Here is a 16,410-nt window from a genome sequence, read left to right as displayed (position 1 = left end):
CTATGCTGCCCCGGATTCGTCTTCCTGTGCATCCATGCAGACGCCAGCCCCTCGCCGCCGCGGCCTCGTGGCGGCCGCCCTTGCCGGCGCCGCCTGCGTGGCGGCGCCGGTGCTGCTGCGCGCGCAGGAACGCCCCGAGCTGCCGCGGTTGACGCTGGCCGCGGGCCCCCTGTCCACCTGCTACTACCTGCCGCTGGCGATCGCGGAGCAGCTCGGCTACTTCCGCGCCGAGGGGCTGGACGTCGCGATCGGGGAGCACGCCAGCGGCGGCAGCGCGCTGCAGGCGGTGCTGCGCGGCGCGGCCCAGGTCGGCGCCGGTGCGTTCGAGCACGCGCTGCGGCTGCACGGCCGCGGCCAGACGTTCCAGGCCTTCGTGCTGCAGACGCGGGCGCCGCAGATCGCCGTGGGCGTGTCCACGCGCACGCTGGCGCGCTACCACGACCCGGCCATCTTGCGCGGGCGCAGCATCGGCGTGTCGTCGGCGGGCGCCTCCACGCAGCTGGTGGCGCGGCTGCTGCTGGCGCGTGCCGGCGTGGCGGCGGGCGACGTGCGGTTCGTCGAGGTGGGGACCGGCATGCAGGCGCTGCAGGCGCTGCGCGACGGCCGCCTCGATGCCATCAGCAACACCGAGCCGCTGATGACCATGCTGGAGCAGCAGGGCGACGTGCGCATCGTGGCCGACACGCGTTCGCTCAAGGGCTCGCACGAACTGTTCGGCGGTCCCATGCCCGCGGCCTGCCTGCATGCGCCGGCGGCCTTCGTCGCGGCCTATCCGGCCACCTGCCAGGCACTGGCCAGCGCCATCGTGCGCGCGCTCAAGTGGCTGCAGACGGCCGGGCCCGGCGACATCGTGCGCTCCCTGCCCGAGAACTACCTGCTGGGCGGCCGCGCGCTGTACCTCGCGTCGTTCCAGAAGGTGCGCGAGACCTTCTCGCCCGACGGGCTGATACCGGCGGAGGGCGGCGCGACGGCGCTGCGCGCGATGGCCCGCGCCGAGCCCGGCTTCGACCCGGGCCGGATCGATCCGGACAAGCTCTACACGAACTTGTTCGCCCGGCGGGCCAAGGAGCGCTTCAAGCTGTAGCGGATGGGCGGGTCGGTCCCAGGTCGCGCCTGCCTACGGCCTGTTAGGATCGTTTCGTTATCACCGTATGGAACGCAGCAGCCATGGCAAGAAGGCAGATGGGCACCACCGGCACCAGCGAGACGCGCGAGAATCTTCTGCGGCTTGCTGCCCGTACCTTCGGTACGCATGGCTATTCCGCGACCACGATGCGCAACATCGCCGAGCAGGCGGGCATCGAGGCCGCCAGCATCTACTACCACTTCCCCTCGAAGGAAGACCTCGTGGACGAGGTGATGGAGCAGGGCGGCGACCGCATCCTGCATTTCCTGAACGAGCAGCTCGATGCGCTCGATGCCGATGCCGATGCGGAAGCGCGCTTCCGGGCGGCCGTGCGCGGACAGATGGCCGGCATCGTCAAGCATGGCGACTTCGCGCTGGCCCACAGCCGGCTGCTGGGCCAGTTGCCGGACAAGGTGCGCGAGCGGCAGATCAAGCGGCGCGAACGCCATCAGCAACTCTGGAACAGCCTGCTGGAAGACCTGCGCGCGGCGGGCAGGCTGCGCGGCGACGTCGACATCCACCTGGCGCGCGTCATGATCCTGGGCGCCATCACGTCCATCCAGACCTGGTTCGATGCCCGCAAGGGGGCACTCGATACGGTCGCGGACCAGCTCTGCGACATGTTCTTCCACGGCGTGAGCCCGTACGGCCGTTAGCCGGCGCCTTTCCTTTCTTCTCCAGCGGTTGCTGCGTGTCCCGTCTCCATCCATCGAGGGGACAGGATGCCGGGCCTCTTCGACGCCCAGGAGGGCCGGGCGAGCGGTAAGGGTAAACCCCATGGATCGGGTGTCCGGTATCTGCCAAACTAACAATTGATAGTTAGATGACAACAGCGCGGCAGGCGCACTACTCCTTTCTTCCACCAACCTGAGGTAGACATGACCAAGCAGATGAAGCCCATCCGTTCCTTTCTCTTCGTTCCGGGCAACAAGGAATCGATGCTGGACAAGGCGGCCAACGCCAAGGCCGACGCACTGATCCTCGACCTGGAGGACAGCGTGCCGCCTGCGGAGAAAGTCGCTGCGCGGGCGCTGGTCGCGAGGAAGATCCCCGAGCTGCTCCAGCAGGGCCAGCGCATCTGGGTGCGCGTCAACCGCACGGCGCACATCTATGACCTGGACGACATCCTCGCCGTCGTGCAGCCCGGTGTGGAAGGCATCTACATCTCCAAGCCCTGGGGCCCCGAGGACGTGCACATGGCCTCGTGCATGATCGCCGAGGCGGAGACCCGCGCCAATCTGCCGCTCGGCTCCGTCGGCCTGATTCCGCTGCTGGAGACCGCGCGTTCGATGCAGCTGTGCTATGAGATCGCACAGATCCCGCGCGTCGTCGGCATCGTCGGCGCCACGGCCAAGAACGCCGACGTGGGCCGCGCGCTGAAGTACGTGTGGACCGCCGAGGGCCGCGAGTCCGAATACATGAAGTCCCGCGTGGTGATGGCCGCGCGCGCCGCCGGCAAGCAGCCCATCGGCGGCATCTGGCAGCAGATCAAGGACCTGGAAGGCCTGGCCAAGGCGTCCGCGTTCGACCGGCAGCTGGGCATGTCCGGCGAGCTGGCCCTGCATCCGATGCAGGTGGAGACCATCAACCGCACCTACACGCCGACGGCCGAGGAAGTCGCGTTCTACCAGGGCATGATCGACGCGCTGGAAGCCGCCCAGAAGCAGGGCCGCGCTTCGGTCATGTACGACGGCGAGCACATCGACATCGCCCACGTCAAGACTGCGCGCGACGTCATCGATCTCGCCAATTCGCTCAAGAGCTGATTCCCCCTTTCAACCACCAGGAGATAGACAAATGGCAGGCCTTTACTTCGAAGAATTCAAGCCCGGCATGGTGATCGAGCACGCCATCCGCCGTACCGTCACCGAGACCGACAACGTGCTGTTCTCGGCCATGACCTACAACTGCGCGCCGCTGCACATCGACGCCGAGTACAGCGCCAAGACCTTCTACGGCCAGCGCCTGGTCAACAGCATGTTCCTGCTGGCGCTGGTGGCCGGCATCACGGTGTACGAGACCACGCTGGGCACCACGCTGGGCAACCTGGGCTTCGGCGAGATCGCCTTTCCCAAGCCCACCTTCCACGGCGACACCATCCGCGTGGAAACCGAGATCCTGGAGACCCGCATCTCCAAGAGCCGCAAGGACTCGGGCATCGTCACCTTCAAGCACGTGGCCAAGAACCAGCGCGACGAGATCGTCTGCACTGCCGTGCGCACCGGCCTGATGATGCTCAAGCCCGCCGACAAGGCCTGATCGGCATCCCGCAAAGGAGACAAGCGATGGATTACCAACTCAGCCCCGAACAGCAGGCGATCGTGGATGCGGCAGAGCAGATCTGCGCGGACTTCCCGCTCGAGTACTGGCGCAACAAGGACAAGAACCACGAGTTCCCGCACGAGTTCTTCCAGGCGGTGGCCAGCGGCGGCTGGCTGGGCATCTGCATGCCCGAGGACGTGGGCGGTGCCAACCTGGGCGTGACCGAGGCGGCGCTGTTCATGCGCACGGTGGCCGAGTGCGGTGGCCAGGCAGCTGCCTCCACCATCCACATGAACATCTTCGGCCTGCAGCCGGTCGTGCACTTCGGCACCGACGAGCAGAAGAAGCGCTGGCTGCCGCCCTTCGCACGTGGCGAGAACAAGGCCTGCTTCGCGGTCACCGAGCCGGATACGGGCCTGGACACCACCAAGCTGAAAGTGGTGGCCAAGAAGCAGCCCGACGGCAACTACCTGATCTCGGGCAAGAAGGTCTTCATCTCGACCGCGCAGGTGGCCGACCACATGCTGATCCTGGCGCGCACCACGCCGATCGAGCAGGTCAAGAAGCACAGCGAGGGCCTGAGCCTGTTCTACACCAAGCTCGACCGCAAGTACGTGGACATCCGCGAGATCGACAAGCTCGGCCGCGCCGCGGTGGACACCAACGAGATGTTCATCGACAACCTGCCGGTGTCCAAGGATTCGCTGATCGGCGAAGAAGGCAAGGGCCTGTCGTACATCTTCCACGGCATGAACGCCGAGCGCGTGCTGGTCGCGGTGGAACAGGTCGGCATCGGCCGCGCCGTGCTCAAGCTGGCGACCCAGTACGCCAAGGAGCGCATCGTGTTCGGTCGACCCATCGGCAAGAACCAGGGCGTGCAGCACCCGCTGGCGCGCAGCTGGGCCGAGCTGGAAGCGGCGAACCACATGATCTTCGCGGCCGCCAGCCTGTACGACAAGGGCCTGTCCTGCGGCTCCGAGGCCAACGCGGCCAAGCTGCTGGCCTCCGAGGCCTGCATGAACGCTTGCCAGACGTCGATCCTGACGCACGGCGGCTTCGGCTACGCCAAGGAGTACCACGTGGAGCGCTTCATGCGCGAGGCCTGGATCGGCTACATCGCCCCTGTCACGCCGCAGCTCATCCTGTCCAACATCGCCGAGCGCAAGCTCGGCCTGCCCAAGTCGTATTGACTGGCGCCTGCCCGGCTTCTCCCGTGCAGGGGGAAGCCGGCCATGGCATCGGCCGCCGGCGCCCACGGTGCAGGCGATGGCGGCTCTGCGTTTGAGTACCTAGAAATCCGACCACATACACGGGACCGGGAGACAAGCATGTCAGCAAGCAAGCCCCTGGAGGGCATACGCGTTCTCGACTTGACGGTGGCGCTGGCGGGCCCGTACGGCTCGCTACTGCTGGGCGGGCTGGGCGCGGAGGTGATCCGCGTGGAGTCGCCCAGCGGCGGGGACATCGCCCGCAACAACCCGCCCTACGTGGACGACGGGGGCATTCACTTCGGCATCCGCCAGCCCGAGGACGTCTCGCTGTCCATCCTCAACCGCGCGCGCAACAAGAAGAGCATCACGCTGGACCTGAAGTCGCCGCGGGGCAAGGCGCTGTTCATGCAGCTGGCCTGCGAATGCGACGTGCTGATCGAGAACGCCAGCGAGGGCGCGATGGCCCGGCTCGGGGTGGACTACGAGAGCGTGCGCCAGGCCAACCCGAAGATCATCTACGCCTCGGTCAAGGCCTTCGGCGAGCCCAGCCCCTATCCCAAGCTCAAGGGCATGGACATCATCGTGCAGGCGCTGTCGGGCATCATGGACGTGACCGGCTTCGCCGACGGCCCGCCCACGCGGCTGGGGCTGCCGCTGGCGGACCTGATCGCGCCGCTGTTCGCGGTCAACGGCATCCTGTCGGCGCTGATCCACCGCGGGCGCACCGGGGTGGGCCAGCGCGTGCAGGTCTCCATGCTCGACTGCCTGGCCTCGCTGGTGGCCGAGGAGCATTTCGACGTCTACCTGAAGGAGGGCTACCCGCGGCGCTCGGGCAACTTCCTGGAGCGGCTCACGCCGTTCGGCGTCTACAAGACGCGCGACGGCTACGTGGCCCTGGTGGCCTTCCAGCCCGACTGGTTCAAGAACCTCACGCAGGCCATGGGCCAGCCCGATCTGGCGCAGGACCCGCGCTTTGCCGCGCTGGGGCCGCGCACCAAGAACTCGGTGGAGATCAATGCCGCCATCCAGGCCTGGATGCACCGGCATACGAGCGCCGAAGTCATCCATGAGCTGCAGGAGCTGCGCGGCGTGCCCTGCGCCCAAGTGCGCACGCCCGAGCAGGTGCTGGCCGATGCGTACCTGCACCAGCGCGGCGCCGTGGTGCCGCTGGAGCACCCGGGGTTGGCGGCCAGCGGCACCGTGGCCATGGGCATGGGGCTGCCGATCCAGTTCTCCGAATCGCCCGTGCACTTCGACCAGCCGGCCCAGGCGCTGGGCGCGGCCAACGAGGAGGTCTACCGCGGCCTGCTCAAGCTGTCCGAGGCCGAGCTGGCGCAACTGCGCGAGCAGGGAGTGATCTGAGCATGGCCGCCGCGCACGAACCCGCATCCGCATCCGCACACGGGCCTGCGCCCGCTCGCCAGGGCCCGCTGGCCGGCGTCAAGGTGGTGGAGATCGCCGGCATCGGCCCAGGCCCGCTGGCCGCCATGTTCCTGGCCGACCTGGGCGCCACCGTCATCCGCGTGGATCGCAAGGAACCCTCGGGCCTGGGCGCGCCCCGCCCCGTGCAGTTCGACCTGGGGCTGCGCAACCGCAAGTCCATCCGCGTGGATCTCAAGGACCCGGCCGCCGTGGAACTCGTGCTGGAGCTGATCGGCCAGGCGGATGCGCTGATCGAGGGCTTTCGTCCCGGCGTGATGGAGCGCCTGGGCCTGGGGCCGGATGCGTGCCTGGCGCGCAACCCGCGCCTGGTCTACGGCCGTGTCACCGGCTGGGGCCAGGACGGTCCGCTGTCGCAGGTCGCGGGACACGATCTGAACTACATCTCGATCACCGGTGCCCTGAGCGCCATGGGCCGCGCCGGCCAGGCGCCCACGCCGCCGATGAACGTGCTGGGCGACTATGCAGGCGGCTCGCTGTACCTGGCGTTCGGGCTGCTGGCGGGCATCCTGCAGGCGCGCAGCTCGGGCCGCGGCCAGGTGGTCGACGCTGCCATGGTGGACGGCGTGGCCTCCATCCTGACGGTGACCATGAGCCTGCACGCGGCCGGCATGCTGGGCAAGGAGCGCGGCACCAACCTGCTCGATACCGGCGCGCACTTCTACGAGGTGTACGCATGCGCCGACGGCAAGTACGTCAGCGTGGCGCCCATCGAAGGCAAGTTCTACCGGCTGCTGCTGGACAAGCTCGAACTGCAGGACCACCCGCTGCTGCAAAAGCAGATGGACCAGGCGCGCTGGCCGCAAGCCAAGCAGGTGCTGGCGGCCAAGTTCAAGGAGCGCACGCGCGACGAATGGACGCAGCTGCTGGGCGAACTGGACGCGTGCGTCGCGCCCGTGCTGGACTTCGACGAGGCGCCGCAGCATCCGCACATCCGCGCACGCGGCACGCTGACCGAGATCGACGGCGTCGTCCAGCCGGCGCCGGGGCCGCGCTTCTCGCGCACGCCCGCGGCACGGCCCGAGCCGCCCGCGCCCCTGAGCACCGACAACGCCGTCGCCGCGCTGCGGGACTGGCTGCCCCAGGCGCGCATCGAGTCTCTTCGTTCCCAGGAAACCTTCATCTAAGGAGGACAGCCATGATGCACAGACGTACCTTTGGCGGCGCGATGGCGCTGGCCGCTTTGACCGTGCTGGCCGGCCCTGCGGCGGCGGCGGATTTTCCCGACGGCAAGCCCGTGCGCTTCGTCGTCGCCACGGGGGCGGGTTCGGGCTCGGACCTCACTGCGCGCCAGATCGCGGCGGAGTTGCTCAAGAACTGGAATTCGCCGATCGTCGTCGAGAACAAGACCGGCGCGGGCGGCGTGATCGGCACCGATTTCGTGGCTAAGGCGCCTCCCGACGGCTACACGCTGCTGGCCACCTATGCGCAGCACTACACCAACCAGCTGGTGATGAAGACGCCCTACGACGCGGTGAAGGACTTCGAGCCCATCGCCCGCATCGCCAACTCCGCGCTGGTGATCTCGGTGGCGGCCAGCTCGCCCTACAAGACGCTCAAGGACGTGATCGAGGCGGCCAAGGCCAAGCCCGGCATCATCAGCTACGGCTCGTCGGGCAACGGCACGACCTCGCACATGGCGGCGGCGCTGCTCGCCAGCATGGCGGGCGTCCAGCTCAACCACGTGCCCTACAAGGCGCCGGGCCAGGTGGCGGTGGATGCGGCGGCCGGGCAGATCGACCTGAGCTTCAACGGCATGTCCACGGTGCTGCCCCTGATCAAGGGCGGGCGCCTGCGCGCGCTGGCCGTGACCACCGCGCAGCGTTCGCAGAGCCTGCCCGACGTGCCCACCGTGGCCGAGCTCGGCTACCCTGGCTACGAGGCGTCCTCGCCCATCTGGATCTTCGCGCCGCGCAACACGCCCCAGCCCATCGTGAACAAGCTCTCCGACGCCGTCACCAAGGCCGCCAAGGCGCCGGCCTTCAAGGAACTGTGCCTGAACCAGGGCCTGGAAGTGGACGTGCAGGACGCCGCCACGGCCAAGGCCGCCGGCCCCGGCGAACTGGAGAAGTGGCGCAAGCTCATGAAGGTCGCCGGCGCCAAGGCCGAGTGAGAGGGGAACGGCGTGACCACCACCCGCTTCTCGGAGGCGCAGGACGCGCTTGACCAGGCCGTGGCCGGCTGGAACCGCGCCGGCAGTTCCTGGAACGCCGACGCGCTGGCCGCCACCTATGCCGAGGACGGCCTGCTCTTCGGTGGCCGTCCCGGCCATTTCGTGGGACGCGAGGCCATCCGCGGCTACTTCGCGTCGTACGACGGCGTGATCCTCGCGGGCACCATGCAGATGTCCGACACCGAGTTGCGCGTGCTCGCTCCGGGGTGCGTGCTGGCGCAGGGCATGGTCGAATTCACCTTCACGCTCGCGGGCAACGAGCAGACGCGCTCCACGCTGCGCGCCACGCTGGTGCTCACGCAGGTGGCGGACGGCTGGCGCATCGCCGATCACCATTTCTCCACCATCCCTGCCGCGCCTCCGCTGGGCAAGGACTGATGCCATGGCCATGCAGAACGCGGATGTCGAGACGCTGCGGCGCCTGGTCTTCGGGCGTGCCACCTGCCGGGCCTATCTGCCCCGGCCGGTGCCGGAGGACGTGATCCGCAGCATCGTGGAAGTTGCCCGCGGTACCGCTTCGTGGTGCAACACGCAGCCCTGGGATCTGGTGGTCACGTCGGGCGGGAGCACCGACAAGTTCCGTGATGCGCTGATGGAGCAGGTGCGCCAGCATCCCGGGCTCGATGCCGACTTTCCCTTTCCGGACGCATACCGGGGCGTGTACCTCGACCGCCGCCGCAGGTCGGGCTTCCAGCTCTATGCGGCGCTGGGCATCGGACGCGAGGACAAGGCGCGGCGCGACAGCCAGTCGTTCGAGAACTTCCGTCTGTTCGGCGCGCCGCACGTGGCCATCGTCACCGTGCCGGGGGAACTGGGCACCTATGGCGCCGTGGACGCGGGCGGCTTCGTCAGCGCCTTCCTGCTCTCGGCGCAGGCGCACGGCGTGGCCACCACGCCGCAGGCGGCGCTGGCCATGCAGTCCGGGTTCATCCGCAGATACTTCGACATGCCCGAAGGGCGCAAGGTGGTGTGCGGCATCTCGTTCGGCTACGCCGACGCGCAGCACCCCGTGAACGGCTACCGCACCGAGCGCGCCGGGGTGGACGACATCCTGCACTTGGTTTGACATGAAGCCGCCCTCGCTGGGCGGCGTCACCGCGCGCGGCCGCCCGTTCCGCGGCTGCCGGAACCACCGCCTGCCACCGGTTTGATGCGATGCGGGTGGCACGCATTGCCATGGAGAACTGACATGCTGCAATCGCCCACGCCCGCGCTGCGGGTCGACGAACCGAGGCCGCAGGTGCGGCGCATCACGCTGAACCGCCCCGAGCGCATGAACGCGCTCGACGGGCCGACGCTGCAGGCGCTCAACGACGCGGTGCGCGACTGCGCGGCAGCCGAGGGCGCCGTCAAGGTGCTTGTCGTTCGCGGCAGCGGCCGTGCGTTCTGCGCCGGCAACGACCTCAAGTGGCTGGCGGGCGGCGTGCTCGCGGACCGCGCGGCGCACCAGCGCCACCAGGACCTGATGCAGGACACCTTCGAGCGACTGGAGTCCGCCCCGCAGATCGTGTTGGCCAGCGTCAACGGCTTCGCGGTCGCGGGCGGCTTCGAACTGGCGCTGGCCTGCGACCTGGTCGTCGCCGACGAGGCGGCGCTGCTCGGCGACGAGCACATCCGCCGCAACCTGCTGCCCAGCGGCGGCAGCTCGCAGCGCTTGCCGCGCCGGATCGGCCTGCATCGCGCGCTGTACTACCTCGTGACCGGCCGGCGCATGACCGGGCGGGAGGCCGAGGCCATGGGCCTGGCCGCACTGGCCGTGCCCGCCGCGGAACTGGAGGCGGCCACGCTGCAGCTCGCACAGGAGATCGCGACCGCGGACGCGCTGGCACTGGCTTCCATGAAGCAGATGGCCCGCCGCGCGCTGGAGCTGCCGCTGGCCGACGGGTTGCGCTACGAGCGCTGGATGCAGCACCGCTACCGGACGCAATCGCCGGCGCTGGAGGCGGGGGTACAGGGTTTTGCCGCCGGTTCGAATGGCTGATACTGATTGATACTGGACCTTCCTGCTGCGTTGTACGGAACGCGGGACATTGGTGTATTGACCGTGCGCCGCCGCGGCTCTTTCAATACAGCCCACATCGACCATCCGAAGGAGACTCCATGCGCCACGCGTTTTCCCTGCCCACCCTGATGAAGGCCGCTGCCGCGGCGTCCTTGCTGGCCGTCGCGCTGCCCGGTGCGGCGCAGACCATCAAGCTGGGCCTGTCGATCCCGCTGTCGGGCTCGGGCGCGAACTGGGGCAAGGGCTCCGAATGGATGTGCGCCAAGGCCGCGGAAGAGGTCAAGGCGCAGGGTGGCGTGAAGGTCAAGGGGCAGGTCCACAACTTCGAGTGCGTGGGCTACGACAACAAGTACAACGCTGCCGAGGGCGCCAAGGTGGCGCAGGCGCTGGTCGCGCGCGACGGGGTGAAGTACGTGGCCGGCAGCATCGGCGTGGCGCCGGCGCGCGCGCTGCAGTCGCTCACCGAACGGCGCGGCGTGCTGCTGTTCACCGCCGCCTGGGGCAACAGCATGAAGGGGCCGAAGTTCCCGCTGACCTTCTCGCAGATGAATTCGCCCAACGAGATCTCCGAGCCGCTGATCACCCACATCAAGAAGCTGCACCCCGACGTCAAGACCGTCGCCATCCTCAACCCCAACGACGCCACCGGCCAGGAGACCGAGAAGGTCGCCAAGGCCGCCTGGGAAAAGAACGGCGCGAAGGTGCTGGTGAGCGACTGGTACGAGCGCGGCACCAGCGAGTTCCAGCCCATCGCCGCCAAGCTCAACGCGGCCAAGCCCGACGTGGTCGATCTGGCCTCCACGCCGCCCGCCGATGCCGGGCTGATCTTCAAGGAACTCAAGGCGCTGGGCTGGAATGGCGTGAAGGTGGTCGAGGTGGGCACCGGCGCCGACGGGCTGCTGGCCACGGGCAAGGATGCGGTGGAAGGCGCCTACCTGGGCGCCGCCGTCAGCGTGGACAGCATGACGCCGCACCAGAAGTCGCTGGACGAGGGCGTGCGCAAGGCCACGGGCGAGGGCGTGAACGCCATCCAGATCGGTTTCTACGACGCCGTATGGGCCATCAAGGCCGCGATGGAGCAGGCCCAGAGCACCGATCCGGCGGACGTCGCGAAGGTCATGCCCACGGTGAAGTTCAAGTCCTTCTACGGCGAGACCGGCTTTGGCGGCAAGGACATCTATGGCAGCGACCAGCAGATGCGCCTGCCGGTGATCGTCACCCGGCTCGTCGGCACCTCGCTGCAAGAGGTGGGCCGGGTGCAGAAATAAGGCGCCATGCAGGACGTCTTCCAGCTGCTGTTCACGGCGCTGCAGATCAGCTCCGTGTACATCCTCTTCTCGCTCGGGCTGACCATCATCTTCGGCGTGCTGAAGGTGGTGAACTTCGCGCACGGGCAGTTCTTCACCTTCGGGGCGCTGGTGCTGTCGCTGGCGCTGGGCGCGCTGGCGCCGAGCCTGGGGCATGGCTGGGCGGCCTACCTGGTGGCCGGGGCCGCAGGGCTGGCGGCCTGCCTCGTGGCGGGGCTGGTGGTCTACCAGTTCGGCTTCAAGCGGCTGGAGCGCGACATGATCGGCTCCTTCATCCTCTCGGCCGGGCTGGTGCTGCTGTTCGAGGGGATCATGCTGGAGGTCTTCGGCGGCGCGGTGCGGCCCGTGCCGGCGCTGCTGGACGGCAACGTGCACCTGTGGGGCCTGACGGTGTCGAGCCAGCGGCTGGTGCTGCTGGTCTTCGCCGTGCTGCTCACCGCGGCCATCATCGTGCTGCTGCAGCGCACGCGCTTCGGCAAGGCGCTGCGGGCGGTCTCCATCGACCACGAGGCGGCCATGCTGCAAGGCGTCGCCTACCGGCAGATCGCGCTGTACGGTTTCCTGATGGCGACCGCCGTGGCGGCCGTGGCCGGCATGCTGATCGCGCCGGTGGCGGCCGTCACGCCCACGCTGGGCGACTCCTACCTCGTCAAGGGCTTCATCGCCGTGGTGGTCGGCGGCATGGGCAGCATCGTCGGCGCCATCGTGGGCAGCCTGCTGATCGCGCTGCTGGAGTCGTTCGTCGGTTTCTACTTCGACCCCTCGCTGGCCAACCTGGCGATCTTCGTGATCGTGATGGTCGTGTTGCTGGTCAGGCCGAAAGGGTTCTTTGGAAATGACTAAGGACGCACTGGGCATCGTCGCCGTCGCCTGCGTGCTGCTGGCTTGCGTGGCGTTCGGCAGTGGCTACATCGGCAGCCTGGTGGTCTGGATGGCCATCGCGGCGGTGACGGCGGCCAGCCTGCGCTTCGTGCTGCTGATCGGGGAACTGAACTTCGCGTCCGCGGCGTTCTTCGGCATCGGCGCGTACTGCACGGGCTATATCGCCAACACCGTGGAACTGCCCTTCGTGGTCACGCTCGCGCTCAGCAGCCTGCTGGCGCTGGCCGTGAGCATCGTGTTCGGCGGCATCACGCTGAAGGTGAAGGGGCCGTACTTCCTGCTGATCGGCTTCGCGTTCACCGAGGCGCTGCGCATCCTCTACACGCGCACCGATGCGCTAGGCGGCAACTCGGGCCTGGTGGGCATCTTCCCGCCGGCATGGCTGGAGCCGTACTACCAGTATTTCGCCACCGTGCTGTGCTTCGCGCTCGTCCTCGTGCTGCTGGCCATCGAGCGTTCCCACCTGGGCAAGATCTTCGTCGCCATCCGCGACAACGAGAACGTGGTGCGCAGCGTGGGCAACCGGGTGTTCTTCACCAAGGTGGTGTGCTTCGCGATCGCCTCGGCGGTGGCCGGGCTGGCCGGGTCGCTGCATGCCTTCGCCAACAACGTCATCAGTCCGCTGGACTTCGGCTTCATGCTCTCGACCTTCGCGCTGGCCTACCTCAAGGTGGGCGGCGAGGACAGCCCGCTCGGGCCCGTCGTGGGCGCGGTGCTGCTGGTCGGCATCGCCAGCTACGCGCAGAGCCTGGGCGGCAGCGAACACATCCTGTATGGGCTGGCGATCGTGCTGTCGGTGCTGTTCATGCCCAAGGGGCTGATGGGCCTGGCCGGTCCGCGGCACGCGGGCAAGGGGGGGCGGTGATGGCGCATGCCGACGACGTTCTCCTGTCGGGCCGCAACCTGTCCAAGCAGTTCAAGGGGCTGCTGGCGGTCTCGGGCGTGGACATCGACATCCGCGCGGGCGAGATCGTCGGCCTGATCGGCCCCAACGGTGCGGGAAAGAGCACCACGTTCAACCTGCTCAGCGGCTTTCTCGCGCCCACCACCGGCCAGCTCACGATCGCCGGAGCCGACATGACCGGCGCCACGCCCGAGCGCATCAGCCAGCAGGGCCTGGTGCGCACCTTCCAGCACGGCAGCTACCTGCCGTCGATGACGGTGCGCGACAACGTGCTGATCGGCGCCCTGGGCGGCACGCGCAATGGCCGCGTGCGCCATGCCGAGCAGGAGCAGGTGATCGACGAGGCGATCGCGCTGTTTGGCCTGTCCGGCCATGCGAGCGCGGTGGCCAAGAACCTGCCGCATGGCCTGCAGCGGCTGCTCAGCATGGCGATCGCTTTCGCGGCGCGGCCGAAGCTGATCTGCTACGACGAGCCGCTCACCGGCCTGAACCAGACCGAGGTGGCCGAGACGCTGAAGGTCTACCGCCGCCTGAAGGCGGAGTACGGCATGTCCATGCTGCTGGTGGAGCACAACATGCGCGCCGTGATGGCCATCTGCGACCGCATCTACGTGCTGCACCATGGCGAGATCATCTTCACCGGCACGCCCGACGAGGTGAAGGCCAGCGACGTGGTGCTCACCGCCTACCTGGGGGAAGCGCATGACCTCTGAGCACACCCTGGCCGTGCGCGACCTGTGCGTCAACTACGGTGCCGTGCCGGCCATCACCGGCGTCAGCCTGGAAGTGAAGGGCGGCAGCATCGTCAGCCTGATCGGCGCCAACGGCGCGGGCAAGTCCACGCTGATCAAGGCCGTCACCGGCCTGGTGAAGGTGCGCTCGGGCGAGGTGACGCTGGGCGGCAAGCCGCTCACCAACCGCGCGCCCAACGTGATCCTGGACCACGGCATCGCGCTGGTACCCGAGGGCCGGCGCCTGTTCGGCAGCATGACGGTGCAGGAGAACCTGGAGATGGGCGCCTATCGCATCCGCGACGCGGCCAAGCGCGCCGAGCTGTTCGACACCTGCCTGCATTACTTTCCCGACCTCAAGGCCAAGCTGCCCAGCGATGCCAGCTCCCTTTCCGGCGGGCAGCAGCAGATGGTGGCCGTGGCGCGTGCGCTGATGAGCGCGCCCAGCGTGCTGCTGCTCGACGAGCCGACCATCGGCCTGGCGCCGGCGTTCGTCAACGTCATCAGCGCGGTGGTGCGCGACGTGAACCGCCAGGGCGTCACCGTGCTGCTGGTGGAGCAGAACGCCGAGGTGGCGCTGCGCGTGAGCCACTACGCCTACGTGCTGGAGTCGGGCGCGGTGGTCAAGCACGGGCCGTCCGACGTGTTCCTGCACGACCCGGACATCAAGAAGGCCTACCTCGGGCTGTGAGATCCGGAGCCGCCTCAGGCCATCCGTACGTGGCGATGCATGCGTCTTTGTCGAAGCACGGAATGCGTGTGCCCCGGCATCGCGTGGCAGCAGGTTCGTCAAGAATCACTTGCCAAAGTTCTCCGCATGCCCGTGCATGCCGGCAGTCGTTTGGGCTCGCCGTTCTATTTCCGGAGGTTTTCCGATGATCCATCCTCTCTTCCCGCGTGCGGCTCTGGCTGGCACGGCATTGCCCGTCGAGGCGACGGTACGAGGCCCGGGCGCGCCGATGCCGGGGACGGCGTCTGCGGCGTTCGGCAGGACGCGGTCCCTGGTGGGGCTGGCCGGATCGAGGGGGGCATGCTGATGGCCCAGGATCTCGCCGCTTCCCTGCAAGCCCTGCTGCGCGCGGGCGACACGCTGTGGTGGGGCCAGGCCACGGCCGAGCCGCTGACGCTCACGCGCGCCGTCGTGCAGCATCGCCACGCGCTCGCGCAGGGCGGCCGGCTGCGGGTGTTCGTCGGCATCGGCAATTCCGACACGCTGCGGCCCGAGCAGGCCGATGCCATCGATTTCTTCGGCTACATCGCGGCCGGCGCGCACCGGGACCTGGCGAAGGCCGGCGTGCTGGACGCCTTGCCCAGCCACTACTCGCACCTGCCGGGGCTGATCCGCGCCGGCGTGCTGCCGGCGGACGTGGTGCTGCTGCAGGTCTCTCCACCCGACGCACAGGGCCGCTACAGCCTGGGCCTGGTGCATGAATACCTGACCGCCGCGCTGGAGAAGGCGCGCGTGGTCATCGGCGAGGTGAACCCGGACATCCCCTGGACGCACGGCAGCGTGCACCTGCAGGCCGACGACTTCGCCCTGCTGGTCGACGCCGAGCACCCGCCCATCGAGGCCGAACGGGCCGAACCCGGCGCCGTCGACCAGGCGATCGCGCGCCACATCGCCGCCCACGTGCAGGATGGCGCCACGCTGCAGGTGGGCATCGGCAAGCTGCCCGAGGCCGTGCTGTCCGCGCTGCACGGCCGGCGCGACCTGGGCCTGCACACCGGCGCGGCCGGCGATGGCGTCGTGGCCCTGGCCGAGGCGGGCGTGCTGACCAACGCGCGCAAGGGGCGCGATGCGGGCGTGAGCATCGCGGGCATCCTCATGGGCAGCGGGCGCCTGCGCCGCTGGGCGCATGGCAACCCCGCGCTGGCGCTGCGCGGCACCGACTACACGCACGATCCCGAGGTGCTGGCCAGCCTGAACCAGCTGGTGGCGATCAACGCCGCCATCGAGGTGGACCTGACCGGCCAGGTCAATGCCGAGGTCGCCGGCGGCGTGTACGTGGGCGGCGTGGGTGGGGCGGTGGACTTCCTGCGCGGCGCCGCGCGCAGCAAGGGCGGCCTGCCCATCGTGGCGCTGCCGTCGACCGCCAAGAGCGCGACGCGCATCGTGGCGCAGCTGTCGGGCCCCGTGAGCACGCCGCGCTGCGACGCTGGCCTGGTCGTCACCGAACACGGCGTGGCCGACCTGCGCGGCCAGCCGCTGTCGCGCCGCGTGCAGCGCATGCTGGACATCGCGGCGCCCGCGCATCGCGCCGAGCTGGAACGCCAGGCCCATGAACTGCTGCGCCGCTGCGGCGCGGCCTTCGGCTGACGGCCGGCACGGGAGCGTTCGGCGGTTGCCCTGCAAGGGCCGCAAGCCGGTTTGA

The 16,410-nt window shown here is 68.9% G+C and carries 17 protein-coding genes; all 17 read left to right on the top strand.

All coding sequences use genetic code 11. From position 1 onward, the window contains the following. Positions 1-34: 34 nt before the first annotated feature. The 17 genes from QM782_RS24780 to QM782_RS24700 all read left to right on the top strand — a co-directional run bounded on the left by QM782_RS24780 (position 35) and on the right by QM782_RS24700 (position 16,355). A complete protein-coding gene (locus tag QM782_RS24780) occupies positions 35-1,084 on the top strand; it encodes an ABC transporter substrate-binding protein (protein ID WP_415205522.1) in 1,050 nt (349 codons plus the stop codon). A gap of 83 nt (positions 1,085-1,167) precedes the next feature. Further along, positions 1,168-1,782, top strand: coding sequence for a TetR/AcrR family transcriptional regulator (locus tag QM782_RS24775; RefSeq protein WP_415205521.1), 615 nt, complete (start codon positions 1,168-1,170; stop codon positions 1,780-1,782). A gap of 222 nt (positions 1,783-2,004) precedes the next feature. After that, a complete protein-coding gene (locus QM782_RS24770) occupies positions 2,005-2,892 on the top strand; it encodes an HpcH/HpaI aldolase/citrate lyase family protein (RefSeq protein ID WP_415205520.1) in 888 nt (295 codons plus the stop codon). A 31-nt stretch (positions 2,893-2,923) separates the two neighbouring features. Further along, positions 2,924-3,385: a MaoC family dehydratase gene (locus tag QM782_RS24765; protein WP_094437690.1), complete on the top strand. Its 462-nt coding sequence runs from the start codon at positions 2,924-2,926 to the stop codon at positions 3,383-3,385. A 26-nt stretch (positions 3,386-3,411) separates the two neighbouring features. After that, on the top strand, positions 3,412-4,578 hold the full coding sequence (locus tag QM782_RS24760; protein WP_415205519.1) for an acyl-CoA dehydrogenase family protein: 1,167 nt from the start codon (positions 3,412-3,414) through the stop codon (positions 4,576-4,578). A 138-nt stretch (positions 4,579-4,716) separates the two neighbouring features. Further along, entirely contained in the window at positions 4,717-5,961 is a 1,245-nt protein-coding gene (locus QM782_RS24755; protein ID WP_415205518.1) for a CaiB/BaiF CoA transferase family protein, read from the top strand. Positions 5,962-5,963: 2 nt separating this feature from the next. Further along, the gene (locus QM782_RS24750) at positions 5,964-7,166 is read left to right on the top strand and encodes a CaiB/BaiF CoA transferase family protein (RefSeq protein WP_415205517.1); all 1,203 of its coding nucleotides are present in this window, start codon (positions 5,964-5,966) and stop codon (positions 7,164-7,166) included. A gap of 11 nt (positions 7,167-7,177) precedes the next feature. Further along, complete coding sequence (locus QM782_RS24745) at positions 7,178-8,152, top strand: Bug family tripartite tricarboxylate transporter substrate binding protein (protein ID WP_415205516.1); 975 nt, start codon at positions 7,178-7,180, stop codon at positions 8,150-8,152. A gap of 12 nt (positions 8,153-8,164) precedes the next feature. Continuing rightward, positions 8,165-8,590, top strand: a complete 426-nt coding sequence (locus QM782_RS24740) for a YybH family protein (RefSeq protein WP_415205515.1) — start codon at positions 8,165-8,167, stop codon at positions 8,588-8,590. A 4-nt stretch (positions 8,591-8,594) separates the two neighbouring features. Next, a complete protein-coding gene (locus tag QM782_RS24735) occupies positions 8,595-9,278 on the top strand; it encodes a nitroreductase (protein WP_415205514.1) in 684 nt (227 codons plus the stop codon). Between the two features lie 123 nt (positions 9,279-9,401). Beyond that, positions 9,402-10,193, top strand: coding sequence for an enoyl-CoA hydratase/isomerase family protein (locus QM782_RS24730; protein ID WP_415205513.1), 792 nt, complete (start codon positions 9,402-9,404; stop codon positions 10,191-10,193). A gap of 119 nt (positions 10,194-10,312) precedes the next feature. Beyond that, positions 10,313-11,482, top strand: coding sequence for an ABC transporter substrate-binding protein (locus tag QM782_RS24725; RefSeq protein WP_415205512.1), 1,170 nt, complete (start codon positions 10,313-10,315; stop codon positions 11,480-11,482). 6 nt (positions 11,483-11,488) lie between these two features. Further along, positions 11,489-12,364 (top strand): branched-chain amino acid ABC transporter permease, encoded by an 876-nt coding sequence (locus QM782_RS24720; RefSeq protein WP_415205511.1) that lies wholly within the window; start codon positions 11,489-11,491, stop codon positions 12,362-12,364. Then, positions 12,357-13,268, top strand: coding sequence for a branched-chain amino acid ABC transporter permease (locus QM782_RS24715; RefSeq protein WP_415205510.1), 912 nt, complete (start codon positions 12,357-12,359; stop codon positions 13,266-13,268). The genes QM782_RS24720 and QM782_RS24715 overlap by 8 nt, the downstream gene beginning before the upstream one ends. Further along, a complete protein-coding gene (locus tag QM782_RS24710; RefSeq protein WP_415205509.1) occupies positions 13,268-14,020 on the top strand; it encodes an ABC transporter ATP-binding protein in 753 nt (250 codons plus the stop codon). The genes QM782_RS24715 and QM782_RS24710 overlap by 1 nt, the downstream gene beginning before the upstream one ends. Next, on the top strand, positions 14,010-14,729 hold the full coding sequence (locus QM782_RS24705; RefSeq protein ID WP_415205508.1) for an ABC transporter ATP-binding protein: 720 nt from the start codon (positions 14,010-14,012) through the stop codon (positions 14,727-14,729). The genes QM782_RS24710 and QM782_RS24705 overlap by 11 nt, the downstream gene beginning before the upstream one ends. A gap of 345 nt (positions 14,730-15,074) precedes the next feature. Continuing rightward, positions 15,075-16,355 (top strand): acetyl-CoA hydrolase/transferase family protein, encoded by a 1,281-nt coding sequence (locus QM782_RS24700; RefSeq protein WP_415205716.1) that lies wholly within the window; start codon positions 15,075-15,077, stop codon positions 16,353-16,355. Positions 16,356-16,410 lie beyond the last annotated feature (55 nt).

This window comes from Pseudorhodoferax sp. (assembly GCF_047601025.1).
Taxonomy (GTDB): Bacteria; Pseudomonadota; Gammaproteobacteria; order Burkholderiales; family Burkholderiaceae_C; genus Pseudorhodoferax.
This window is presented reverse-complemented; position numbering and strand designations above follow the sequence as displayed.